Origin of the sequence: Haloarcula sp. CBA1129, from assembly GCF_008729015.1 — an archaeon.
Taxonomy (GTDB): domain Archaea; phylum Halobacteriota; class Halobacteria; order Halobacteriales; family Haloarculaceae; genus Haloarcula.
On sequence record NZ_RKSM01000001.1, the window covers coordinates 145,404 to 168,119 of the forward strand.

Genomic DNA, 22,716 nt, shown 5'->3' on the forward strand with positions numbered 1-22,716 from the left:
AACACTCAGACCAGCAGCCCGGTGGCGATGACGGCGACGAGGAAGGTGACCGTGGCCGACAGAAGCGCCAGACCAGTTCTGTAGCCGACGAATGCGCGGTCGAGGCCCCGATGCAGGCCCGTCGATAGCGTCGTCAGCGACACAGCCAGAACGAGAACGTACCAGCCAACGACCGGCCCCAGTAGGGCACTCGGAACGGTGGCGAACTGCTCGCCGCCGCCCATCGAGCCGGCCAGCGCAACGGTCGCGCCGCCGATCAGCGGACCGAACAGCGCGGCAGTGTTCGACAGCGTCTCGGTTATCTGCGAGAGGTCGCGACGCGTCTCGCGCTCGATGGCCCGGAGCGCGTCCAGATGCTCACCCATCGTCGTCACGGACTCCCCTGCCGGCGGTCCGATTGTCGCGGCCGTGTCCAGTAGCATTGCAGCCCGTCGGGTACGGTGACTCGGAACGTCAGCGAGCGCGCCGCCGGGACCCAGAAACGCCCCTTTGACGCTGGTCCCGAGGCGTTCCTGACGCGCGACAGCGGCTTCGATGACGCCGCTGGTGGGTTCGGGAGTCTCATCGATAGCCTCGACAAGCGCCGCTTCGACCGACTGGCCGCGGTCCAGCCGCCGACCGACGGCCGACAGCGCGTCCGGGAGGCCCGACTCGATAGCGGTGACGTGGTCGCGGACCTCGGTGATGGGTCGGTAGTAACTGACGAGCGCGCTCCCGAGGCCCGCTCCGAGCGCACCGACAAGAGAGGCCCATTCAGCGACGAGCGCGCCGGCAATGAGCCACCCCCCGATTCCGGCGACGATGCCGGCCACAACCGACGGGACTGCAGACGCTGGCACGTCCGGGTGGCTCCGGGAGACCGTCGCCGACGGGAACGCGACCGGCCGCCGGCCCAGCAGCCAGCAACAGGCGACCAACAACACAGCGGGCAAGACGACGCCGTAGGTTCCGATCAATACGGATGCAGTCACTGGCACGCCTGCGGCTGAGGCGGCGGGCAACAATGACACCATCGCAAGCGGCAGGAGGACACCAAACGCGTACAGGCCGGTTGCCGGGCCACGGAGCGAAGCCGCGAAGGCTGCCATCTCGTCGTGCGTCCCGTCGAGGATGCATTGCCGTGCGCGGTCGAGGACTTCGGGCCGCTCCTCGGCCGGAGCTGCCGTCGCGTTCTCGACCAGCCCGACTGCGCGTTCGAGTGCCGGGAACCGGTCACCCCATGACGCTGCGAACGTTCCCAGACCGGTCCGTGGTGTGCCCGTGGCTCGCTGTCGATGGTGTTCCAGCCGTGTCGCGAGCAGGCCGTCGCCGGCCCGTCCGGCGAACGCCGCCGCCCGCTCAGCGCTGGGCCAGAGCGCCGCGCCAAGCACGAGCGTCGTGACGAGCGACGGCGCGGTCCCAAGCGTTCGAATCCGCTTCGCTTCAGCAACGAACGGCACGCCATACCGTCCCAGCGCCGCGACGCTCAGGGACAAGGTGAGGAGTCCGAGGCTGACAGTCGTTGCCAGTGGTCCGGTCACCGTCACAATGACGAGTAGTGTGAGCAGGGAGCCACACGCTGCAACGGCGTAGCTTGCCGTCAGCAGTGTCTCCGGCGGAGCCGAAACTGAGAGCAGTCGACACGCCTGACGATAATCGTCTGGTACCTCAGCAGTGCCCGGACAGGCCTCTATGAGCGCGGTTGTGAGCGGTGTGTCTGGTACCGTGCTCGCGTCGTCGCGGGAGTCATCTGAACCGCTGGCGTGGCTCACGGCTCCCCCTCATTTGTGGGTGACTCGCCTCGACACGCCTCGACAGCCGGCGCTTCACTGAACCGTTCGGTTCGTGCCTCAATAGTTTCGAGCCCCTCGGCGTAGGACTCGCCCGGTGCGGCGAGCGATTCCACTAGATGGCTGCTACCCCGGTCCAGACGACCGGTAGCTGTCGCTGTCGGCCCGTCGCGCTCGTAGAGCATTTCGAAAGAAACGCCGTCGCCATGAGAGACGATTTCCGCGACAGATGCGATACCGCGGCCGTGCTCCGACGCGGGCGAAGCCAGCGTTACCACGAGGTCCGTCGCGGCGAACGACTGGACCGGGACACCGAGGTCCGACACCAGCCGTTCCCGAATCGCTTCGGGGCCGTTGCCATGAATCGTCCCGAGGACGGCCCCGTCGCCGCCACCGACACGCATCGCCTCGTAGAGGACACTGGCCTCCTCGCCGCGGACCTCTCCGACGACGAGTGCGCCCTCCCCGAGCCGGAGTGCGGTCCGCAGGGCCTCCGTGGCGTCGACTGACGGCCCGTCCCCGCTGGCAGTCCGAAGCGCCTGCACGTCCCGTCCGTCGGACTGCAGGGACGACGCTGGAAGCTCGGGCGTGTCCTCAATCAGGATCGTCCGGACCTCGCGGGGGAGCTCCCAGAGCAACGCCCCAAGTGCCGTGGTCTTGCCCGCGCCACGAGGACCGGCAATGAGACAAGCTCCACCGCGTTCCGCGACGACGGAGAGCAGCCCAGCAACGGGTGCCGGCATCGTCCCGTTGTCGACGAAGTCGGCCAGCCGCCAAACGTCGTTGTCGTGGGCGCGAAAGGCGAAGGCGAGGCCGTCGCTGACCGGTTCGCTTACGCCGGCAACGCGGACCTGCCGGTCAGCCACTGTGGCCGTCGCATCGAGCGTCGGGTTCGCTCGCGAGAAGGCGCGACCACTTGACCGTCTGAATGTCGACGCCAGCGCGTTCGCGCCCGACGGCGTCATGCGGACGTTGGTCCGCATGGTCTCGCCGTCACAGCGAACTCGGAGCCGCGTGTCACTGACGGGGGCCGTCGCAAACACGTCGGATACCCGTTGATCAGCGAAGATATCTTCCAAAATCCCCAGTCCGCCCGTATGTTTTTCCAGCACGGCACCGACAGCGGTTGCCGTCGTCCCGTCGCCTGCCACTGCGGTAGCCGCGTCGTACGGGTGACAGCTGCCGTCGACGGCAGCGGTCGCGACTCGCTCGTACGCACACACGAGCGTCTCCATCGTGTCCGCGTCGAACCGCTGTTCGCGAGGCTCAATGTGATACATCGGTAGTTGGTCGCCGTGCGCGTCGTATCTCCGAACGACGGCATCTGTCGGGAGCGTTTGCTGGTCCCGAAGGGCCGCGTCGGCTGGGGGCGCTGTCCCGACACGGGCGTCGCTAATCGTTGGCCCGGTGTAGGCGGTCAACGCTTGCGCACTGGTGTCGAAGTCCTCGGTTGCGACGGCCAGCCCGGTTTCCGCCGCCAGATCGGCGACCGGTCCCGCTCGACCGATCGCCGTCGTCGCAGCGGCGACGGGGTCCCGACGAGCGCGCTCTGCGAGGCGGTCGTCCAGCGGGGCGACTCTGGTCGCGAACCGGCCAGCAGCGGTGAGTACCGCTGCCGCCCGGTCGACGTACACCCGCTCCTGTCCCGCCTGTTCCGTAACGACTGTCTCGACACCGGTCGCGGAGAGCGAACCGACGACTGTCGCCCGGCAGTCGACCGACGTGGCGAGGTCCCCACTGCCCGGACACTCGTCCGCTGTCACCACCAGCCGCCCATCCTTGATGGCCGTTTTACAGCGACAGTCAGACGCTGTCGATGACCCAAAGAGCCACTCACGCATGGCCATCCCTCGGCGCGGCTTCGGAGTTAAACCGATGGACCGTCAGCACCCGCTGGCCATCCGACCGCGTCAGCACGAACACGAGTCGATGTGTGCCGGGTTCTTCGAGCCGGTCGGTCGCCGGTGTCGTTCGGATCGGGACACTGACCAGCCGCTCGGTCTGTTTCCGGGACTCAACTCTCCAAGTCACGACGCCGACACCGACCCGCTCCGCGAACTGTAGCTGACTGACGCCGGCGTTCGTGTAGCGCCGCGCTGGGAGTCGTATCTCTACCGCGCGCCGCGCGTCGCCGTTCGTCGTCGCGTCATCAGTCTCGACTAGCGTCGTCAATTCGGCCCTCAGCTCGTCCAGTTGGCGCTCCATCGCACTGTTGGCCGCGTCTGCTCGGGCCGTCGACAGCGCCGGAGCAGTTGCACCGGCCAGTGCGGTCATGACCGCGACGGCGAGAACCAACCGGTATATCACAGCAGCGCGCGGATGCGCCCAATCACGCCTGCATCAGCAGTCTCGTCGTTGTCAGGGTCGCCGCTGTCGGTGATGGCAGAGAAATCGGTCTGTTCCTCGGCCGCAAGGCCAGTCGTGGCGCTCGTATCGGCGTGGCCGCTGACCGGCGAGCGTGGAAGGGTCTGTGCGCTCCCCGTCCGATGCTGGTCGGTCTCCGCCGCTGATGGCTCCGGTGTTGACGACGACAGTTCTTCGTCGAGTCGGACTTCCAGCCGGTCGGTCGCCGCCAGCGCCGCGTCGGCGCGCTGTTCGACATCTTCGTTGACCGCACGAACGTTCCCCACGTACCCGCGGAGCGCCTGTGTGGCCGCTTCGAGCTCCGCCGTCCGCTCGTCGATGCCGTCGATACGCTGCTCAACGGTGTCCATGCGGCTCTCCAACTCTGCGAGTTCCGTCACTTCCGGGAACTCCGTCGTGCCGTCCGTGACTGCGCGTTCGACCGTGCGGAGCCGCTCGGCCAGCGTCTCGATTTCTGTCATGCCCGGCCTTGGTCCCGTGCTGGTATTTGAACGCTCGGACAGGACGCTACGGGAACGCCTCGATCACCGCCAGAAACTGCTCGTCCCGCCTCACCCGCCCATACCGAGAATGAACAACGCAAGGATAACCGAGATGAGCAGGGTGGCCACAATCAGCAGCGCGACAATTGTGACTGCGGAGAGCGCTTCGTCGTCGGAGCGGAATTCGGACAGGGGCATAGTGGTGCGCATCCGAGAGAGGAGGGTTGTCAGGCAGCACCGGCGGTGGGCTGTCAGCTCTACCAAACCAGTCATATCATTAAACTGTATGCTTTTTCAATTGGTCCGGCTAAGACGGGCCGTCTCGGATGGCCGACTACTGCATCGGGGCCACGAATATTTATATTGGACGCCGAGGCCACGCCGTGCTATGGCTGATACCGACCAAGTGAAAACAGCACTGACGGCACTCGCTGACGGCGAGGGTGACAACGGAGACGATGGGGGCAGAGCGACCCGAGTAGCCGACCGCGAGGACGACAGTAGTGCAGGCCGGATGGAAAGCCACGAGACGGGCGGCGACGCCGACTACCGGACGGTCATCGAGCGGGCGACCGAAGCGATTGACGATGTAGACGCAGCAGTCGCCTTCGTCGAGACGGTCGGCGTTGGGCGACTCGAGGCGGCCGTCGAGCAGGCCGAACACGAGGTGAGCGGGCTGGCTGACGAAGGGCGGGCGGCTTTGCGAGCGTTCCGGCGCTATCGGGACGCTGCGGCGGGGCCCGGCGATGGGTCGTAGCTACCGGACCGACCACAGTTCTGTCGCCCACTTTCACTGCGGTCACGATACCTCTTTAGGTAGCGCTGGCTTACCGGTGGGCAAATGACACGGGTGATACACACCGGCGATACCCACGTCGGGTATCAGCAGTACAACGTCCCCGACCGACGGGACGACTTCCTCGATGCGTTCCGGCGAGTGGTCCGGGACGCAATCGCGGACGACGCCGACGCCGTCGTCCACGCTGGTGATCTGTTTCACGACCGCCGCCCAGCGCTCACCGACATTATGGGCACGCTGCACGTTCTCGAAGAACTCTCCGAAGCCAATATTCCGTTTCTTGCTGTTGTGGGAAATCACGAGGCAAAGCGGGACGCGCAGTGGCTTGACCTCTACGAATCGCTCGGCCTTGCGACGCGGCTCGGCGACGAGCCGACCGTCATCGGCGACACCGCATTTTACGGCCTCGATTTTGTCCCGCGCTCGCAGCGCGATGACCTCGACTACGACTTCGCTCCCCACGACGCCGACAGCGCTGCCTTGGTCACTCACGGCCTGTTCCAGCCCTTCGATTACGGCGATTGGGACGCCGCGGAGATACTGAGTGAATCATCGGTCGCGTTCGATGCGATGTTGCTCGGCGATAACCACGACCCCGGCAAGCAGCAGGTCGAAGGCGCTTGGGTCACCTACTGCGGGTCGACCGAGCGCGCGAGCGCCAGCGAGCGAGCGGACCGCGGCTACAACATCGTCACCTTCGACGACGAGGTCCGTATCACCCGCCGCGGTCTCGACACCCGCGAGTTCGTCTTCGTCGACGTAGACCTCGGGCCCGAGGAGGGCGTCGAGCGCGTCCGGAGCCGCGTCGGCCAGCACGACCTGAAAGACGCCGTGGTCATTGTCTCCATCAGCGGGGACGGCGACCCGGTGACCCCGGCCAGCGTCGAGTCGTTCGCGCTCGACCGAGGCGCGCTCGTCGCTCGGGTCACCGACCACCGGGAAATCACGGTCGAGGAGCAAGAAACCGAGATCAGCTTTGCCGACCCCGACGACGCCGTCACCGAGCGCGTTCGCGACCTCGGACTGAGCGAGGCCGCTCACGACATCGACGAGACGATCCGCGCCTCGAAGGTCGCCGACGCAAACGTCAAAGACGAGGTCGAACGCCACGTGCGTGAACTCCTGTCGGCGGATTCGGATGCCCTCGCAGCCGACGCTGAGACGGCCGCGAGCGATGGAGGGTCCGACACAGAAGGGAACGCCGGCACAGCCGAGGACGACACCGACGACGGCGCAGCGGTGAACGACGCTGACGGCACAGACGGCGACGGACAGGCGAGCGTTGAGGAGTTCCTCTGATGGAGGCCACACAATGAAATTCCAACGTATCAAACTCTCCAATTTCAAGTGTTACGACGATGCTGACCTGCGACTCGACGACGGTGTGACCGTCATCCACGGGCTCAACGGGAGCGGGAAATCCTCCCTGTTAGAGGCCTGCTTCTTCGCGCTGTATGGCTCGAAAGCGCTGGACGAAAACCTCGGTGACGTGGTCACTATCGGGGCCGACGACTGCACCGTCGACCTGTGGTTCTCCCACGCCGGCGGTGACTACCACCTCACGCGCCGGGTCCGCGCGACCGGGGCGCAACCGACGACAGCGAAATGCGTTCTGGAGACGCCCGACGGAAACTACGAGGGGGCACGCGACGTGCGCCGGCGAATCACCGAACTCCTGCGGATGGACAGCGAGGCGTTCGTCAACTGCGCCTACGTCCGCCAAGGCGAAGTGAACAAGCTCATCAACGCCTCCCCCAGCGACCGCCAAGATATGCTCGACGACCTCCTGCAACTGGGGAAACTGGAGGAGTACCGTGAGCGGGCCAGCGACGCCCGCGTCGGCGTCGGTCGCGTGCGCGATGACAAGCAAGGCGCGCTCTCACAACTCGACGAACAGATTCAGGAGAAAGAGGAGAAAGAGCTCCACGGGCGGCTGAACAGCCTCGAAACGCAGGAGTCCGAACTGCAAGACGAGATCGAACACATCGAGGACCAGAAGGCCACCGCCGAGGAGACGCTCACGCAGGCCGAGTCCGTCCTCGAGGAGTACGAGGAGAAACGCGGGGAACTGTCGACCCTCGAAGACGACATCGAGGAGCTGGAGACGACGATTACCGAGTCGGAGACGAAACGAACCGAGCTTAAAGAACAGATCAGCGACCTGCAAGACCGCCGAGAATCACTCCGCGAGGACCTCTCGGAGACGGTGGCCGAAACCGACCTCGATAGCGCGGACCCGGACCCCGAAACCGTCGACGCGCGGCTGGACGAACTGCAGTCCCGCGATGATGAACTGCAGAGCCGAATCGAGGACCAGCGCGTCGATGCGAAAGAATACAGCAGTACGGCCGACGCACTGACCGAGAGCGCCGCCGACCTCGAATCCCGGGTCGAGGAGAAGCGCGAGCAGGCCGACGAACTGGCGGCCGACATCGAATCTGCGCGGGAGACAATCGCCGAGCGACGAGAGCAGGTCAGCGACATCGACGACCAGATCGCTGACCTCGAAGCCCGGTTCGAGGACGCGCCGACGGACCGCGACGGGGCAACATCGTACAAAGAATCCGTCGCCAGCGACCTCGACGACGCTCGACAGCGAGTGACTGAACTGGAGACGACACTGGAAAGCGAGCGCGAGTCGCTTGCGGAAGCCGAGGCGCTTTTGGAGGCCGGCAAGTGTCCCGAGTGCGGGCAGGACGTGGCCGAGTCACCCCACGTCGACTCCATCGAAGATGACCGCGAGCAGATTGCGGAGCTAGAGGAAACACTCGCGGACGCTCGCGAGGATGTTTCGGAACTCGAATCGGAACACGAAACGGCGACGGAACTGGTCGAGACAGCGGACGAGCTATCGACACTCGAAAACAACCGTTCGAACATCCGCCAACTGGTCGAAGAGAAGGAAGCGGGGCTGGACGCGGATCAGGAACGCATCGAGACGCTCCGCGAGGAAGCAGCAGAACACGAGTCCGAAGCAGAGACGAAACGCGAGAAAGCCGCCGAAGCCCGCGAGCAGGCCGAAGACTGCCGTTCGGTCGTCGCTGAGTGCAATCAGGAGCGCCAGCAGGTCAAGCAGGCAATCAAGCATTTAGAGCGGGTCGAGGACCTGCTTGGTGACATCGACGACTGCGACGACGACATCGAGCGCCTGCGGGAGAAACGCTCTCAGCAGGCCGAGCTGAACGACCAGCGCCGCGACCAGCTCGCGGAGAAACGCGAGCGCAAGCAGGAGCTTGCAGAGTCGTTCGACGAGGAGCGCATCGAAGAGGCCCGCAACGAGAAGCAGCGGGCGACAAAGTACATCGAGCAGGCCGAGGAGACGCTGGCGGAGAAACGCGAGAAACGCGACGAACTGCAAAACGCTATCGGCGGCGTCACGAACGAGATTGAGGAACTGGAGTCGCTGCGGGAGCGCCGCGAGGACCTAGAAGCGACCCTCGAAAAGCTCGACACGCTGTACGAGGAGACCGAGGAGCTACAGGAGATGTACGGCACGCTCCGGGCAGAACTGCGCCAGCGCAACGTCGAGACGCTCGAACGGATGCTCAACCAGACGTTCGATCTGGTGTATCAGAACGACTCCTACTCACACATCGAACTCGACGGGCAGTACCAGCTGACGGTGTACCAGAAGGACGGCGAGCCGCTGGAACCCGAACAGCTCTCCGGCGGCGAGCGGGCGCTGTTCAACCTCAGTCTCCGGTGTGCTATCTACCGTCTGCTCGCGGAGGGTATCGAGGGTGCTGCCCCGATGCCGCCACTCATTCTCGATGAGCCGACGGTGTTTCTGGATTCGGGCCACGTCACGCAGCTGCTCGACCTCGTCGAGTACATGCGCGACGAGGTCGGCGTCGAGCAGATTCTCGTGGTCAGCCACGACGAGGAACTGGTCGGCGCGGCCGATGCCCTCGTTCGCGTCGAGAAGGACGCCACGACCAACCGCTCGCGGGTCGAGCAGGTCGAGGCGACGGCCGCAGAACTGGCCTGACTGCAGTCGGGAAACCGACGCGACCTCAGGTACGGAGGTGAGCCAGCCCGTCGCTGGCCGTCTCGGTGGTGTCGTACCCTCGCTGGCCGTGGACCGTCGCTTCAGCGAGCAGGCCGGCGGCCCGGAACTCTCCCAGCAGGCCGTGGAGGTCGCTCTCACAGAGGTCGTAGGCGGAGAGCAGTTCTGCCACTGAGAGCGGCCCGCGATCGTCGAGTTCGACAAGCAGGCCCAGCGCGCGGTCGTTGTGGGTCGCCGTGAGGACGCGCCGGGCGGCGTCGGGCACGGCCTCGGCGGCAGTGGTCAGCGGTGATTCACCCTCAATCGGTTCAAGGTCAGCGTTCGGGACGTGTCGCTGCTCGCCGGTTTCGGGGTTCCGGACCAGACTCGACTCGGTGGACTCCTTCAACAACAAGTACCGTGTGCCGTCGTCGTCCCGCACAGTACGCATAGCTGTTCGTAGCCGACCGGTCCGGTTAGCCGTTGTGGTCGTTCGATTCCGTGGCGTCGGGACGGGCCTCAGTCGTCTCAGATTCTTCGGTTCCGTCGTCGTCGGATTTCCGCTCTCGCTCGAACTGGATGTACCGAACCGTTCCGTAGCCGAAGGCGATGAGACCGACGAGGAAAATGCGAACCCCGAGGTCGACCTGCCCCTCGAAGTAGGCCAGCATCGGCCCGAGCGAGAGGGCCAGCAGCGCGACGTTGAAGACGATGACGAGTTTGACGAACAGCCCTGTGGCATCGCCGCTGTAATCACTGTCTGACGGCGACGGAACGTCTGGGCCGAGGCTCTCCGGGTCGAACTCGTCGGGTTCGTACTCGCTCTTTTCCGAGAGAACCCCCGGGCTCTGGGTGTGGTCGTCATCGCCGGGGATATCCATCACACTAGCTACGACGGGTGGAGGCTAAAAGTACTTCCTGTCAGGCGATCTCCTGTAAGGTGAGCGCCGTATCGGTCTGTAGCCACGCGAGCGGGTTCTCGGCGTCGTAGATGCGACCGCTTGCTGGTGGTTCGGACCAACGATGAAAGCAAACACCAATCCGACCGACCTGCAAGCTATCACCCCCGTAGAGGCATTACGACTGTATCTCGAAAGCAAGGTAGACGAATGGGCTACAGCGACTAAAGAACTACAACAGTTCCATTTGAATGAATTTGTTGAGTGGTTGGCTGAAGAAGATATAGACGATATGCGGAATATCTCTGCCCGCACCGTTCACAGATTCCGTTTGAACATTAAAGGTGATATAGCACAATCTACACTCTCACAGAGGGTTAGTTCGGTGCGACGGTTCTTACAGTTCTGTACGACGATAGACGCTGTAAGCCCATCCGTGCCTGAGCGAGTAGAGATTCCGAACCGAGATACGGAGGCACGAACTGAAACACTTGAAGCCGACCATGCAGAAGCTGCATTGGATTACTTGGAGCGGTTCGCATATGCCAGCCGTGAGCATGCTTTGCTGGCACTGTGCTGGCACACAGGCATTCGGACGGGAACCTTAGTCGCCTTGGATGTAGACGATGTAGAACCCGCTCAGAACCGCCTACGAATTCGACATCGGCCCGAGAGTGATACACCGCTGAAAAATGGGACAACTGCCGAACGGTATGTAGCACTATCCGAAGATGTAGCGGAGGTGTTAGAAGACTACATCAATCACAAGCGCAAAGACATTGAAGACGACTACGGGAGAATGCCATTATTCGCTACTGAAAACGGTCGGGCACCAGTGAAGACACTACGGCGGTGGTTTCAGGCTACTACCCGACCGTGTATCTACGGTACTGAGTGCCCGCATGGTCGTGATAAAAACGAGTGTGCGGCAGCACAATCAATGTCTAATGCGAGTGACTGCCCATCAAGTGTGAGCGGGCATCCTATCCGACGTGGTGCTATCACGCACTTCCTACGCAAAGACGTGCCTGAGAAAGTCGTCTCAGATAGGATGAACGTCTCGACTGATGTGCTGGAACAACATTACGACCGTCGTACTGAAGACGAGAAGGCGGAACAAAGGCGCGAATACTTAGACGGCCTTTAGGGCGGAACCCTATTCGGTTCCGTCTCGTGCGAATCGATGGATTCGCACTCTATGGTGCGGCTTACGCAAGCCGCACAACCTATCGGCGAGTGCGATAGCACGAAGCGTGTAGACGCACCACACAGCACCGCTGGGGAGAGCCAAAGACCGCCCACTCCCCCAACTACCGCCCCCGCACGCCACCCCACTTTCGTGCGCACACACAACGCGTCTAATCTGAATTGTAGCGAGTGGCTGAATAGGGTGTTTCTATACCCCTATATTTGCTGTAGAACGTTCCTATCGCAGATGTAACGTACAGAGACGGAATATTGTACGTAGCAACCTGCTACCACGAACATACCACCAGTAGCGACGTTCGGGTATTGCTGTAGAGCCGTGCAACCCGTTTGCACCACTCCAACCCCCACAGTCTATGGGGTGCAAACAGTACTCCACGGGGTTGTTCGGATAGCACGAAACCTGCAGTACGAATGTATAAGCCGCACAACTGCTACCGCTGTGGAGAGTAGAGAACCGCCCCAACTACCGCCACCACAATTCTCTGTGATTCAGCGGTGGTGGTGGGTGGTGGGGTGGTAGTGCTTCTATATTACTTAAGTAGGTAATCACAGATACATACATAGAGGGAGTGCGGTGGCGGTGACTACTGTTGCTAAGTGGCTGTGCGGTGACTCAGTGCGGTTCTGAAGGGAGTTTTTGTGGGTTTCATCAGCGTGCCAACAATTCTATGCTCGTACTGTAGATGAGCATGATAACAAACCACACGCTGATTGAATACGCTACGATTCGTGCTATCGCACTCAGCGATAGGTTGTGCGGCTTGCGTAAGCCGCACCATAGAGTGCGAATACTACGTCTTCGCACGAGACGAAGCCGAATATGGCTTCGCCCTAAAGGTTTTAGATTAGTGTTGGTGCTACGGTCGTTGCATTCAAGTAGCTGTAGAATGTATACCTACACACACCATATCCCACCGCGGTGGGGCGGATTACTTACGTTTCTTGTTGCTGGGTGGTAACTAAGACCGTGTTCTAAAGGACGGTTTTGTGGATTCCATCAGCGTGTGGTTTGTTACTCACACTCATACCAACTAATGAGTATGGGTAATATCTACGCTGGTTATATCGGTTCAGCTACAGTTTTGAGAGGTAGGTCTATTTCATCCAGCAGATTCATCGCATCGTAGTGTGGAATACAGAGAACTTCATCTGAGTAGTGATAGCGGTGTGTGTGGCCATCAGATGCATAGCCGTCGCCATCGTAGGAAACTGTATCGTAACCTCGCTCAGCCAACATATCATCAAACCTATCACTATCGACGTCCCAGCCACGTAGGTCGATATGTAGACTCCCAAATAGTTTTCCTACAAAGGTGCCAGCAGTGATGACTGTGGCCTTCAAACAGTCGTTGCTGAGAGATTCCACGGACGTGCTACCTTCGGTATAATTCTCGAATTCGGGATGTGGAATCGTAGAAAGGGCATATACGTCGTTGCAATCTTCAGCAGTAACATCGCCACCGAGACGGTCGTTTAATCTCTCCGAAATAGTTTCAGAACACTGATATAATCGCACGGGATTGCTCACCCAGCCGAGTAAGTCGGAATATGCCTGTAAAAGCTCTTTATCAGTGGTAGTAACGTCGATAGAGGGATATGCTGCCCTATCAGATATTGTGACTCCACGTAGTATCAAATACTCTATAACTCCCAACTGTAGCTCGCTCAATTCGGGCCGATGTGTTGGGGAGTGGGAAAAGTGGGTTGCAAGACGTTTGTATTTGTTACCGCATTCTGGACACTTCGACCTATCTTCGGCTGTTATAAATGTACTTGAACTAATCACCATTAGATTCCACCACAATTGGGGGCTAATTTTATCTTTTCAGTTGTATTTCCACCCATCTGACCGATTCCATCCATGTCCCACGCTATTGGTGGGAATCTTATTTTGAGTCTGAACATTATTGAATAACCCACCAGCGTAGATATCATCCACACTCATCCACAGCACGAGTATGAGTAACAGCCACACGCTGATGGAACCACAGCAAAATCCCTTCAGAACCGCACTGAGTAACCGCCTCAGCAATTCCACAGCCTTAGTCACCGCCACCGCACTCCCACTATGTATGTATCTGTGATTACCCACTTAAGTAATATACAAACCTACCACGCCTCACTATTGTTCCGTACAGCAGCAGTTGGGGGGTGGTTCTTTGGCTTCCCGCAGCGGTAGCAGTAGCTGTAACCGTCTACACGGCTTCTCAAGCGGTCGGTATTCTATTCCAATGGACACCACTCGAAATTGGATAAGATTGCACACAGCGTATTCTGTGGCTTCTGAGAGTGATTGTAGGACGGTGGTAGGACATCAGCCATATAGAAATCCAGCAATAGATTGGCTCCATAACCTGTCAGTACGATATAAACGAGAGGCGTGGCACAGAAGTGCTACGTTTTTGGAGTTGATTTAAAATGGCACGAAACAAGAAAATTCGAGTATCACAGAGCGAACTAAGTACGCTGAAGGCCGCACGAGATAGCGAAGACGAATCGCTACCACTCGGCTATGTAGCTGCTGAGGGGGCTAAGCAACTGCTGGCCGATGATTCGGAGGTCGGATTCTGATGTCCGACGAAACATGCGCCGAAGATGAATGTACCATCATTCTCCCTGAATTTCCTGATGAGAGCGGCTATTATTATTGCGAAGAGCATTACCCCGAACCGAACGATGGTACATTCAGCCACATTCCCGACGAGTTTGCCGATTACCGTGAGGAACGGAGGGAAATGTACGATGAGTGAGATATTCAGTACCGTGTTTTCTCCCTCTGTGGGTTCTACAGTAGAGTTACCGAGCGAGTTTGGTCGGAAAGATTGTGGTCACTTTGGTGGAGGTCAGCAAGGCGATGGCACCTTTAAAATCAGTGTTGTTGGCCGTGGAGAGAAGTCTGAATACGTCGTTCTGAGCACTGATGTAGGCCGCACAGAGGTAGCGGACAGGGCGGAAATTCTGGGCACTGATGTGGCCGATGAGAAACTCTACTACGCTGTGCCGCGGTCGGCCTACGGAGGTGGCGAGTAATGTTGAATAAAGAACAACTCGAAGCGGCACGAGAAAGAAATGGGGAACATGCTGATGAATGTGCTGATGAAGCCGATGCAGCATTTGAACGAGATTATCCCGCTGTTGGATTCTCGAATGGTGACCCACTCTTAAATCGGGATTACAACAAATATCCGAGCGGTGATGATATTCTCTCACCAGATGCCAGCGGGGTTCTGGAAACTCTCGCAGAACACTCGCTTATCGGGAGCGTCCGTGATATCTCTGATGAATTGAGAGCCGATGTAACGGTTGTGAGCAAGGCGCTTGAACTGCATGATGTAGACCGCTTAGAATCAGTTGAAGACGATGCACAGCCATCTGAGAGCGAATTAGAGCTACCTGATGGCACGGTCGTGGATACGGAACAGTTCCGTACCCCCATCTACACAGATTCTCGACTACTCGAATATCTCTATGTAGATTGTGGCTACTCTATTGCCGAGATTCAGAAGTTTTTGGAATCTGAACGGAACTACGGGCGTGATAGTTCTAAGCCGCGCTGGACGGTCAAAACATCAGATATTCGAGAGGAGCTAAAGCGTGTTGGACTTCTCGAAGGGAATGTAGACGACGGTGAGAGAGATGATATCCGTCTTGGTGGGCCTACACTCAACGAATCTGAAACTCGGGGCCTTACCGTGAATAGTTCGGATTTTGAATAGTTAGCAAACTGAAACAGACAGCAGTAATTATCAATATGACTACAACAGAAGCGATAGGCAGCAGCAGCAATATTCAGTGGAATAGTAGCAGCGATAACCTTAGCAGAGAGATAGGCGATACGGCACATGACCCTAAAACCGTAGTGCGAGAGCGTGACGCTTTTGAGCTATCTGAGTTTGGTGGTGAGCGAGAGTACGACGGGGATAGCAGTAACGGTAGCAGATTTGATAGGTCCGATATTCCAAAAGGCCAGCAAGACCGCTGGAGACGCCTCTGGCTGATAAATGAGGGAGCCAGCCCATCGTATGAGGACGGTGATGGGCTTGAGTCTCAGATTTCTAATCCATCTGATACTACTGGACGTAGAGCGCACCAAGATAAGCTGGAAACTGTAGAGCGTATCGGTGCTAAATTCGAGGTACCTTCAGCTACAATAAATGAGGCACGAACCTTAGCCAGCGGAGTTGATGGGACTGGACATAGCTTAGAAAAGATAGCAATCGGAGCTATCTTAATCGCCAATGATAGGCACATCGCTGAGAAAGTGCGACGTTCTGATGTAGATAGCGCCGTCGCAGATGTGTTTGAGGGCAGTTTAAGCGATGCAGAAACAAATACCGCATTAAACTTACTCGAAGAAACTGAGACGCTACCTAAACTGTTTCAGCGACGGCTGAAGCGTAGAGATGATGTAGTCGAATACCTCAAAGATTGTGACTTTAGTATTGTTGATGCAATGGGAGTGTTCTATGATGACTGAATATCCCTACGATATTTCCGTCGATAATGAAGAAGTTTCCAGACTCCTATCTGAGAAACAAAGGCCGTGGTGGGATGCAAGAGTATTAGATTGCCTACATAACGAATTACATCTTAGCTTAGCTGAAATAGGTCAGTTGTTTAATATAAGCCGCCAATCTGTTCGGCATGCTGCGAAGGAACTTGATGTATCTATAGAGAGGAAAAAGAGTGGTTACTCGAAGATTATTGATAAGGAACAGAAACGTCTCAGCGAGTATGAACCCACAGGCATGGCAAAATTCATGTAGACGAATCTATCAGCGATAAAACGTCGTGGCCGAAAATAGTAGCCACAACGAGAAACAGACAACAGTGGCGGGTGACTAACCCCGCCACATGGACAACACTTCAAGCTTCCACAGGTAGCAGCAAGCTAATTGAAGTTGAAGCGGAATCCCACCGCTTCACTACTGTTTTTGAGCTTATGGTATAAAAGGGGCTTAAAAAGGCCAGTCTATTGGATTATTTTCTATCTGATAGAAAAAATTAAGTTTAAATTCTGTTATTGATTTTGCTATATATGCGTGGTAATAATACTACGTTTCTCTTGCCCCAATGCACCCCGCACCCCGATAAAAAAGATGTTACCTACTTGCCCAATTTCGACGGGCGGGTTGAAGGGGTATGGGGCAGTCTTTGGCTCTCTCTCAGCGGTCGCTGTTGTGCGGATAACTCCGCACCATTGAGTGCGAATACTACGTCTTCGCACGAAGTAGTGGTTCTGATACCGACTTGGATCCTACATCCCCATAAGATGAGAACGACTTTGTGCGAATTATCGAATTCGCACTCTTTAGGGCGACTGCTTCAGTCGCACGACTGTAGAAAGGCGGCAAGTATTGCTGTTCCGTATCTTTCTCCATAGGGTAGAGCGATACACTCATTGAGGAATTGGCGTCTTATCCCGCGTGCGACGCGTCTAATCGGAATTGTGGCCTTGAACGGTCGAAAGAAATAGGTGTATTGGCACCTACTATACACTCGAACCGCCAGCGGGCAAGAGCATACCCTACTGCGTGGGGCTATACAAAGCGGCAAGTTGCGTAACCCCTGAAAACGGGCTTATGCAATCTCCTGTAAGGTGAGCGCCGTATCGGTCTGTAGCCACGCGAGCGGGTTCTCGGCGTCGTAGAACACTGTCCCCTCCTCGGTTTCGTAGGTCTCGGTCGTCTGGATGGCGTCCGGGAGCGCCGGCTCCGACCGCAGTTCTTCGGACCTATCCGCCTCGCCGTGGGGGGATGCGTGGTGCGACATTGGCCGTCAAACTTGGGTATGGTACTCGATGACATATACTTTCTGCCTGTGGCAACATCCCGCCGACCGTCGGTGTTTTTATGCGGCATCTCGAAGCATGGCCAAGAATGAGTGACGGGAATCAGGAAACACTGGGGGCCTTCGAGCAAGACGCGGAGGAGGACCGCCCGGTCGCCGACGAAGCGGCAGCTATTGCGGGCAACGGTGGGAGCGAAACCGGTGGGGCGAGCGTCGTCGATCTCGACGAGCGCGAGTTCCCGCCGGTCGAGGAGACTGTCGAGTTCGTTGTCACACAGGTCGACTACACCATCGAGGAGCAGGGCGGCGACGAGTTCCCGGTCGTTCACGTCTTCGGGCGCACCGACGACAACGAGCCGATGCATGCGCGGGTCTTCGATTTCCAACCCTACTTCTACGCGCCGACCGACAGCGTCACCGAGGACGAGCTCCGGCAGTACGGCAGTATCTCCGGATGGGAAGCAGTCGATGAGGACGGCGAGCCCTACGAATCGATCCGGGGCGAGCGCCTGACGAAGATATTCGGCCAGACACCACGCGATGTGGGCCAGATACGTGACGACTTCGACCACTACGAGGCGGACATCCTCTTCCCCAATCGCCTGCTCATCGACAAGGACATCACGAGCGGCGTTCGCGTCCCGGCCCGCGAACTCGACGACGACAGCCTGAAAGTCCACCACGAAGAGATAACGCCGGTCGAGGCCCATGCCGACCCGCGGGTCAACACCTTCGACATCGAGGTCGACGACCGCCACGGCTTCCCCGAGGACGGCGAGGAGCCGATTATCTGTCTCACCTCCCACGACTCCTACCGCGACGAGTACGTCGTCTGGCTGTACGAGTCACCCGACGGCATCGACGGCCCCGAGGCGCTGGCCGGCTACGACCCGATTCGTGAGGACTTCGAGGCCGACGTGCGCGTCTTCGACGAGGAGGAGGCCATGCTGGAGGCGTTCGTCGACTACATCGTCGACACCGACCCGGACGTGCTGACTGGCTGGAACTTCGACGACTTCGACGCGCCGTACTTCCTCGACCGGCTGGAGGAACTCCAGAGCTACACCCACGACTACGACCTGCAGATTGACCGCCTGTCGCGGGTCGACGAGGTCTGGCGCTCCGGCTGGGGCGGCCCGGACATCAAGGGTCGGGTCGTCTTCGACCTCCTCTATGCCTACAAACGCACCCAGTTCACCGAACTCGAATCCTACCGGCTCGACGCCGTCGGCGAGCAGGAACTCGGCGTCGGCAAGGAGCGCTACACCGGCGACATCGGCGATCTCTGGGAACAGGACCCCGAGCAGTTGCTGGAGTACAACCTCCGGGACGTGGAGCTGTGTGTCGAACTCGACCGCGAGCAGGACATCATCGACTTCTGGGACGAGGTCCGCACCTTCGTCGGCTGCAAACTGGAAGACGCGACGACGCCCGGCGACGCCGTCGACATGTACGTTCTCCACAAGCTCCACGGCGAGTTCGCACTGCCCTCGAAGGGCCAGCAAGAGAGTGAGGACTACGAGGGCGGGGCCGTCTTCGACCCGATCACCGGCGTCCGCGAGAACGTCACAGTGCTGGACCTGAAATCGCTGTATCCGATGTGCATGGTCACCACGAACGCCAGCCCTGAGACAAAAGTCGACCCCGATGCCTACGACGGCGATACCTACCGCGCCCCCAACGGCACCCACTTCCGGAAGGAACCGGACGGCGTCATCCGGGAGATGGTCGACGAACTCCTATCAGAACGCGAAGAAAAGAAGGCCAAGCGAAATGAATTCGATCCCGAAAACCCGGAGTATGGGCGCTTAGACCGCCAGCAAGCGGCAGTTAAGGTGATAATGAACAGTTTATACGGCGTGCTGGGATGGGACCGCTTCCGCCTCTACGACAAGGAGATGGGAGCTGCCGTTACCGCCACCGGCCGCGAGGTTATCGACTACACCGACAACGTCGTCGCAAACGAGGGGTACGAAGTCGTATACGGGGATACTGACTCAGTCATGCTCCAACTCGGCGATGTCGGCCCCGACGACGTAGAGGGCGACGTGGAAGTCACCGACGAGATGCGTGAGAAGCACCCCGAGATGGGCGACGACGAACTCGAACTCATCGCCACGACCATCCAGAAGGGGTTCGAACTGGAGGAGACCATCAACGACTCCTACGACGAGTTCGCGATGGAGCAGCTCAATGCGAGCGACCACCGATTCCAGATCGAGTTCGAGAAGCTCTACCGCCGGTTCTTCCAGGCGGGCAAGAAGAAGCGCTACGCGGGCAACATCGTCTGGAAGGAGGGCAAGCACGTCGACGACATCGACATCACCGGCTTCGAGTACCAGCGGTCGGACATCGCACCCATCACGAAGCGGGTCCAGAAGGAGGTCATCGACCGCATCGTTCGCGGGGAAGACGCCGAGTCGATCAAGCAGTACGTCAGCGACGTTATCGAGGACTACCAAGACGGGAACGTCAACTACGACGACGTGGGTATCCCCGGCGGTATCGGGAAGAAACTCGACAACTACGACACCGACACTGCACAGGTGCGGGGCGCGAAATACGCCAACCTCCTGCTGGGGACGAACTTCCAGAGCGGCTCGAAACCGAAGCGGCTGTATCTCGACCGAGTCCATTCCGATTTCTTCCAGCGTATCGAGGACGAGGAGGGATTGGACCCCCAGCGGGACCCGCTGTACGGCGAGTTCCGTCGGGACCCCGATGTAATCTGTTTCGAGTACGCAGACCAGATTCCAGCGGAGTTCGAGATCGACTGGGACAAGATGCTCGATAAGACGCTGAAAGGCCCGATTGCACGTATTCTGGAGGCGATGGACATCTCTTGGGAGGAGGTCAAATCCGGTCAGGAACAGACGGGACTCAGTAGTTTCATGTAACCCACAGAGGGCGAGCGCTTATCTCTGAAAGAAATATTATTTCTATATACTAAAGTTGAGTTCACGGCAATGCGAAAGCTTCATGGGTGAAACGTACCTTCTTTCGGTTGACCTAAGAGATACCTATGGCTAAACTCGAAATCAACAATCTCCACGCAGAAGTCGCAGAAGAGGACGGTGAGACGATTCTTCGCGGTGTCGACCTCGAAGTCGAGTCCGGTGAGATCCACGCGCTGATGGGTCCCAACGGCTCAGGAAAGTCCACGACGGCGAAGATCATCGCCGGCCACCCCGCCTACAATGTAACCGACGGGGAAGTGCTTATCCACCTCGACGAGAACGAGTTCGGTGACGAAGAGATCCCGGAGGACCTCCGGACATGGAACCTGCTCGACCTCGAACCGAACGAGCGCGCCGCGCTCGGCATCTTCCTCGGCTTCCAGTACCCGGCCGAGATCGAGGGCGTCACGATGGTGAACTTCCTCCGCACCGCGCTCAACGCCAAGCTCGAAGAGCGCGAAGAGCTGTTCGAGGACGACGAAGAAGAGGAGGCCGAAGCCGAGGGCGGCGACACCAACGAGGACGCCGCCGGCTACGACACCTCCCCGATGGAGGGCAACGTCGAAGAGGGCGAAATCGGCGTCGCCGAGTTCCAAGAGATCCTTCAGGAGAAGATGGAACAGCTTGACATGGACGAGAAGTTCGCGTCCCGGTATCTCAACGCTGGCTTCTCGGGCGGCGAGAAGAAGCAAAACGAAGTCCTTCAGGCCGCGATCCTCGAGCCCTCGGTCGCCGTGCTCGACGAGATCGACTCCGGGCTGGACATCGACCGACTACAGGATGTCTCCAACGGCATCAACGCGCTCCGTGACGAGCAGGGCGCGGGCATCCTCCAGATCACCCACTACCAGCGCATCCTCGACTACGTCGAACCCGACCACGTCCACGTGATGCTCGACGGCCAGATCGCCACCTCCGGTGGCGCTGAACTCGCCGAAAAGCTCGAAGACGAGGGGTACGACTGGGTCCGAGAGGAAGCCTACGAGGCCGCGTAACGCCCTTCCGTACACAGCGATAACACTACACACACTATGAGTTCAGATCAAGACCACCTCAAAGAGACCGACACCGAGAAGCGCTTCGAGTTCAAGAAGGAGGAGAAGTCCGCCTTCCAAGCGGAGAAGGGCCTCACGGAGGAGACCATCCGGGTCATCTCCGAAGACAAGAACGAGCCGGAATGGATGCTCGAACGCCGCCTGCGTGCACTCGAGCAGTTCCACGAAATGCCGATGCCGGATGGCTGGCCGGGCGCACCTGACCTTTCCGAGGTCGACGTCGACGAGATCGTCCCGTACATCCGCCCCGACATCGAGACCCGTGGCGGTGTCGATGACTGGAACGACCTCCCCGAAGAGATTCAGGACACCTTCGACAAGCTCGGCATCCCGGAAGCCGAGAAGAACGCCCTCTCGGGCGTCGGCGCGCAGTACGAGTCCGAGATTGTCTACCAGAACATGCAGGAGCGCTGGGAAGACAAGGGTGTCATCTTCTGTGACATGGACAAGGCCGTCCAAGAACACGAAGACATCCTCAAAGAGTACTTCATGACCAAGGCCGTGCCGCCGAGCGACAACAAGTTCGCGGCGCTGCACGGCGCTATCTGGTCCGGCGGGTCGTTCGTCTACGTTCCCGAGGACACCACGGTCGACATGCCGGTGCAGGCGTACTTCCGCATGAACTCCGACGGGATGGGCCAGTTCGAGCACACGCTCATCATCGCCGAGGAGAACTCCGAGGTCCACTACATCGAGGGCTGTTCCGCCCCGAAGTACTCCGAGTTCAACCTCCACTCCGGCGGCGTCGAAGTGTTCGTCAAGGAGAACGCCCACGTCCAGTACTCGACCGTGCAGAACTGGTCGAAGAACACGTACAACCTCAACACCAAGCGCGCCATCTGCGAGGCCGACGGTACGATGGAGTGGGTTTCCGGCAGCATGGGCTCGAAGGCCACGATGCTGTACCCCTCCACCGTCCTCAAAGGTCCCGGCGCGACAGACAACCACATCACCATCGCCTTCGCCGGCGAGGGGCAGGACATCGACACGGGCGCGAAGGTCTACCACAACGCCCCCGAAACGAAGTCCACCATCGAGTCCAAGTCCATCAGCAAGGACGGCGGCCGCACGAACTACCGCGGCCTCGTCCACATCGCCGACGGCGCCGAGAACTCCTCGACCTCCGTCGAGTGTGACGCGCTGATGTTCGACAACGAGTCCACCTCGGACACGATGCCGTACATGGAGATTCAGGAGTCCAAAGTCGACGTTGCCCACGAGGCGACCGTCGGTAAGATCGGCGACGAGGACGTCTTCTACCTCCAGTCCCGCGGACTGGACGACGACGACGCCAAGCAGATGATCGTCGCCGGCTTCATCGAGCCAATCACGGAAGAACTACCGATTGAGTACGCTGTCGAGCTGAACCGCCTCATTGAGCTGGAGATGGAGGGGTCGCTCGGATAA

At 59.3% G+C, this 22,716-nt stretch carries 22 protein-coding genes; 13 read left to right on the top strand and 9 right to left on the bottom strand.

The window, feature by feature from the left end; all coding sequences use genetic code 11:
* Positions 1-5: 5 nt before the first annotated feature.
* The 5 genes from Har1129_RS00660 to Har1129_RS21105 all read right to left on the bottom strand — a co-directional run bounded on the left by Har1129_RS00660 (position 6) and on the right by Har1129_RS21105 (position 4,813).
* Positions 6-1,751 carry a type II secretion system F family protein gene (locus Har1129_RS00660; protein ID WP_151098889.1) on the bottom strand — a complete coding sequence of 582 codons (1,746 nt, stop codon included), beginning with the start codon at positions 1,749-1,751 and terminating at the stop codon, positions 6-8.
* Positions 1,748-3,610: an ATPase, T2SS/T4P/T4SS family gene (locus Har1129_RS00665; protein WP_151098890.1), complete on the bottom strand. Its 1,863-nt coding sequence runs from the start codon at positions 3,608-3,610 to the stop codon at positions 1,748-1,750. The genes Har1129_RS00660 and Har1129_RS00665 overlap by 4 nt, the downstream gene beginning before the upstream one ends.
* Entirely contained in the window at positions 3,603-4,076 is a 474-nt protein-coding gene (locus tag Har1129_RS00670; RefSeq protein ID WP_151098891.1) for a hypothetical protein, read from the bottom strand. The genes Har1129_RS00665 and Har1129_RS00670 overlap by 8 nt, the downstream gene beginning before the upstream one ends.
* Positions 4,073-4,594, bottom strand: a complete 522-nt coding sequence (locus tag Har1129_RS00675; RefSeq protein ID WP_151098892.1) for a hypothetical protein — start codon at positions 4,592-4,594, stop codon at positions 4,073-4,075. Before Har1129_RS00675 ends, Har1129_RS00670 begins: the two co-directional genes overlap by 4 nt.
* A gap of 90 nt (positions 4,595-4,684) precedes the next feature.
* Positions 4,685-4,813, bottom strand: coding sequence for a hypothetical protein (locus Har1129_RS21105; RefSeq protein ID WP_255518320.1), 129 nt, complete (start codon positions 4,811-4,813; stop codon positions 4,685-4,687).
* 190 nt (positions 4,814-5,003) lie between these two features.
* Between Har1129_RS21105 and Har1129_RS00680 the strand changes: the two genes are divergently transcribed.
* The 3 genes from Har1129_RS00680 (at position 5,004) to rad50 (ending at position 9,402) form a co-directional block, all read left to right on the top strand.
* Positions 5,004-5,372 carry a hypothetical protein gene (locus Har1129_RS00680; protein WP_151098893.1) on the top strand — a complete coding sequence of 123 codons (369 nt, stop codon included), beginning with the start codon at positions 5,004-5,006 and terminating at the stop codon, positions 5,370-5,372.
* An 84-nt stretch (positions 5,373-5,456) separates the two neighbouring features.
* On the top strand, positions 5,457-6,713 hold the full coding sequence (gene mre11, locus Har1129_RS00685; protein WP_151098894.1) for a DNA double-strand break repair protein Mre11: 1,257 nt from the start codon (positions 5,457-5,459) through the stop codon (positions 6,711-6,713).
* Positions 6,714-6,726: 13 nt separating this feature from the next.
* A complete protein-coding gene (rad50, locus tag Har1129_RS00690; RefSeq protein WP_151098895.1) occupies positions 6,727-9,402 on the top strand; it encodes a DNA double-strand break repair ATPase Rad50 in 2,676 nt (891 codons plus the stop codon).
* Positions 9,403-9,427: 25 nt separating this feature from the next.
* On the opposite strand, the gene Har1129_RS00695 is transcribed toward rad50, so the two are convergent.
* On the bottom strand, positions 9,428-9,850 hold the full coding sequence (locus Har1129_RS00695; RefSeq protein WP_151098896.1) for a hypothetical protein: 423 nt from the start codon (positions 9,848-9,850) through the stop codon (positions 9,428-9,430).
* Between the two features lie 25 nt (positions 9,851-9,875).
* Entirely contained in the window at positions 9,876-10,280 is a 405-nt protein-coding gene (locus Har1129_RS00700) for a hypothetical protein (RefSeq protein ID WP_151098897.1), read from the bottom strand.
* Positions 10,281-10,422: 142 nt separating this feature from the next.
* Here Har1129_RS00700 and Har1129_RS00705 point away from each other — a divergent pair, with 142 nt between their 5' ends.
* Positions 10,423-11,445: a site-specific integrase gene (locus Har1129_RS00705; protein WP_151098898.1), complete on the top strand. Its 1,023-nt coding sequence runs from the start codon at positions 10,423-10,425 to the stop codon at positions 11,443-11,445.
* A gap of 1,122 nt (positions 11,446-12,567) precedes the next feature.
* Here Har1129_RS00705 and Har1129_RS00710 read toward each other — a convergent pair.
* Positions 12,568-13,296 (bottom strand): hypothetical protein, encoded by a 729-nt coding sequence (locus Har1129_RS00710; RefSeq protein ID WP_151098899.1) that lies wholly within the window; start codon positions 13,294-13,296, stop codon positions 12,568-12,570.
* 629 nt (positions 13,297-13,925) lie between these two features.
* On the opposite strand from Har1129_RS00710, the gene Har1129_RS20335 reads away from it, so the two are divergent.
* The 6 genes from Har1129_RS20335 to Har1129_RS00735 are packed head-to-tail and all read left to right on the top strand — an operon-like array spanning position 13,926 to position 16,273.
* Positions 13,926-14,078 carry a hypothetical protein gene (locus tag Har1129_RS20335; RefSeq protein WP_191906103.1) on the top strand — a complete coding sequence of 51 codons (153 nt, stop codon included), beginning with the start codon at positions 13,926-13,928 and terminating at the stop codon, positions 14,076-14,078.
* Complete coding sequence (locus Har1129_RS00715) at positions 14,078-14,257, top strand: hypothetical protein (RefSeq protein ID WP_151098900.1); 180 nt, start codon at positions 14,078-14,080, stop codon at positions 14,255-14,257. Before Har1129_RS20335 ends, Har1129_RS00715 begins: the two co-directional genes overlap by 1 nt.
* A complete protein-coding gene (locus Har1129_RS00720) occupies positions 14,250-14,537 on the top strand; it encodes a hypothetical protein (protein ID WP_151098901.1) in 288 nt (95 codons plus the stop codon). The genes Har1129_RS00715 and Har1129_RS00720 overlap by 8 nt, the downstream gene beginning before the upstream one ends.
* Positions 14,537-15,223: a hypothetical protein gene (locus tag Har1129_RS00725; RefSeq protein ID WP_151098902.1), complete on the top strand. Its 687-nt coding sequence runs from the start codon at positions 14,537-14,539 to the stop codon at positions 15,221-15,223. The genes Har1129_RS00720 and Har1129_RS00725 overlap by 1 nt, the downstream gene beginning before the upstream one ends.
* Before the next feature lie 35 nt (positions 15,224-15,258).
* On the top strand, positions 15,259-15,984 hold the full coding sequence (locus Har1129_RS00730; RefSeq protein ID WP_151098903.1) for a hypothetical protein: 726 nt from the start codon (positions 15,259-15,261) through the stop codon (positions 15,982-15,984).
* Entirely contained in the window at positions 15,977-16,273 is a 297-nt protein-coding gene (locus Har1129_RS00735) for a hypothetical protein (protein WP_151098904.1), read from the top strand. The genes Har1129_RS00730 and Har1129_RS00735 overlap by 8 nt, the downstream gene beginning before the upstream one ends.
* 814 nt (positions 16,274-17,087) lie before the next feature.
* On the opposite strand, the gene Har1129_RS00740 is transcribed toward Har1129_RS00735, so the two are convergent.
* The gene (locus Har1129_RS00740; RefSeq protein WP_004517169.1) at positions 17,088-17,279 is read right to left on the bottom strand and encodes a hypothetical protein; all 192 of its coding nucleotides are present in this window, start codon (positions 17,277-17,279) and stop codon (positions 17,088-17,090) included.
* Positions 17,280-17,386: 107 nt separating this feature from the next.
* On the opposite strand from Har1129_RS00740, the gene Har1129_RS00745 reads away from it, so the two are divergent.
* From Har1129_RS00745 to sufB, 3 genes are all read left to right on the top strand, one after another.
* Positions 17,387-20,194, top strand: a complete 2,808-nt coding sequence (locus Har1129_RS00745; protein WP_151098905.1) for a DNA-directed DNA polymerase — start codon at positions 17,387-17,389, stop codon at positions 20,192-20,194.
* A 125-nt stretch (positions 20,195-20,319) separates the two neighbouring features.
* Positions 20,320-21,249 carry an ABC transporter ATP-binding protein gene (locus Har1129_RS00750; protein WP_151098906.1) on the top strand — a complete coding sequence of 310 codons (930 nt, stop codon included), beginning with the start codon at positions 20,320-20,322 and terminating at the stop codon, positions 21,247-21,249.
* Positions 21,250-21,285: 36 nt separating this feature from the next.
* Entirely contained in the window at positions 21,286-22,716 is a 1,431-nt protein-coding gene (sufB, locus tag Har1129_RS00755; protein ID WP_151098907.1) for a Fe-S cluster assembly protein SufB, read from the top strand.

What these genes read in the sequence shown, in the direction of transcription:
- Har1129_RS00665 (WP_151098890.1), bottom strand. Translation starts at nt 3,610, where the DNA reads ATGCGTGAGTGGCTCTTTGGGTCATCGACAGCGTCTGACTGTCGCTGT.
- Har1129_RS00675 (WP_151098892.1), bottom strand. Translation starts at nt 4,594, where the DNA reads ATGACAGAAATCGAGACGCTGGCCGAGCGGCTCCGCACGGTCGAACGC.
- Har1129_RS21105 (WP_255518320.1), bottom strand. Translation starts at nt 4,813, where the DNA reads ATGCCCCTGTCCGAATTCCGCTCCGACGACGAAGCGCTCTCCGCAGTC.
- Har1129_RS00680 (WP_151098893.1), top strand. Translation starts at nt 5,004, where the DNA reads ATGGCTGATACCGACCAAGTGAAAACAGCACTGACGGCACTCGCTGAC.
- mre11 (WP_151098894.1), top strand. Translation starts at nt 5,457, where the DNA reads ATGACACGGGTGATACACACCGGCGATACCCACGTCGGGTATCAGCAG.
- rad50 (WP_151098895.1), top strand. Translation starts at nt 6,727, where the DNA reads ATGAAATTCCAACGTATCAAACTCTCCAATTTCAAGTGTTACGACGAT.
- Har1129_RS00695 (WP_151098896.1), bottom strand. Translation starts at nt 9,850, where the DNA reads ATGCGTACTGTGCGGGACGACGACGGCACACGGTACTTGTTGTTGAAG.
- Har1129_RS00700 (WP_151098897.1), bottom strand. Translation starts at nt 10,280, where the DNA reads ATGGATATCCCCGGCGATGACGACCACACCCAGAGCCCGGGGGTTCTC.
- Har1129_RS00705 (WP_151098898.1), top strand. Translation starts at nt 10,423, where the DNA reads ATGAAAGCAAACACCAATCCGACCGACCTGCAAGCTATCACCCCCGTA.
- Har1129_RS00710 (WP_151098899.1), bottom strand. Translation starts at nt 13,296, where the DNA reads ATGGTGATTAGTTCAAGTACATTTATAACAGCCGAAGATAGGTCGAAG.
- Har1129_RS20335 (WP_191906103.1), top strand. Translation starts at nt 13,926, where the DNA reads ATGGCACGAAACAAGAAAATTCGAGTATCACAGAGCGAACTAAGTACG.
- Har1129_RS00715 (WP_151098900.1), top strand. Translation starts at nt 14,078, where the DNA reads ATGTCCGACGAAACATGCGCCGAAGATGAATGTACCATCATTCTCCCT.
- Har1129_RS00720 (WP_151098901.1), top strand. Translation starts at nt 14,250, where the DNA reads ATGAGTGAGATATTCAGTACCGTGTTTTCTCCCTCTGTGGGTTCTACA.
- Har1129_RS00725 (WP_151098902.1), top strand. Translation starts at nt 14,537, where the DNA reads ATGTTGAATAAAGAACAACTCGAAGCGGCACGAGAAAGAAATGGGGAA.
- Har1129_RS00730 (WP_151098903.1), top strand. Translation starts at nt 15,259, where the DNA reads ATGACTACAACAGAAGCGATAGGCAGCAGCAGCAATATTCAGTGGAAT.
- Har1129_RS00735 (WP_151098904.1), top strand. Translation starts at nt 15,977, where the DNA reads ATGACTGAATATCCCTACGATATTTCCGTCGATAATGAAGAAGTTTCC.
- Har1129_RS00740 (WP_004517169.1), bottom strand. Translation starts at nt 17,279, where the DNA reads ATGTCGCACCACGCATCCCCCCACGGCGAGGCGGATAGGTCCGAAGAA.
- Har1129_RS00745 (WP_151098905.1), top strand. Translation starts at nt 17,387, where the DNA reads ATGAGTGACGGGAATCAGGAAACACTGGGGGCCTTCGAGCAAGACGCG.
- Har1129_RS00750 (WP_151098906.1), top strand. Translation starts at nt 20,320, where the DNA reads ATGGCTAAACTCGAAATCAACAATCTCCACGCAGAAGTCGCAGAAGAG.
- sufB (WP_151098907.1), top strand. Translation starts at nt 21,286, where the DNA reads ATGAGTTCAGATCAAGACCACCTCAAAGAGACCGACACCGAGAAGCGC.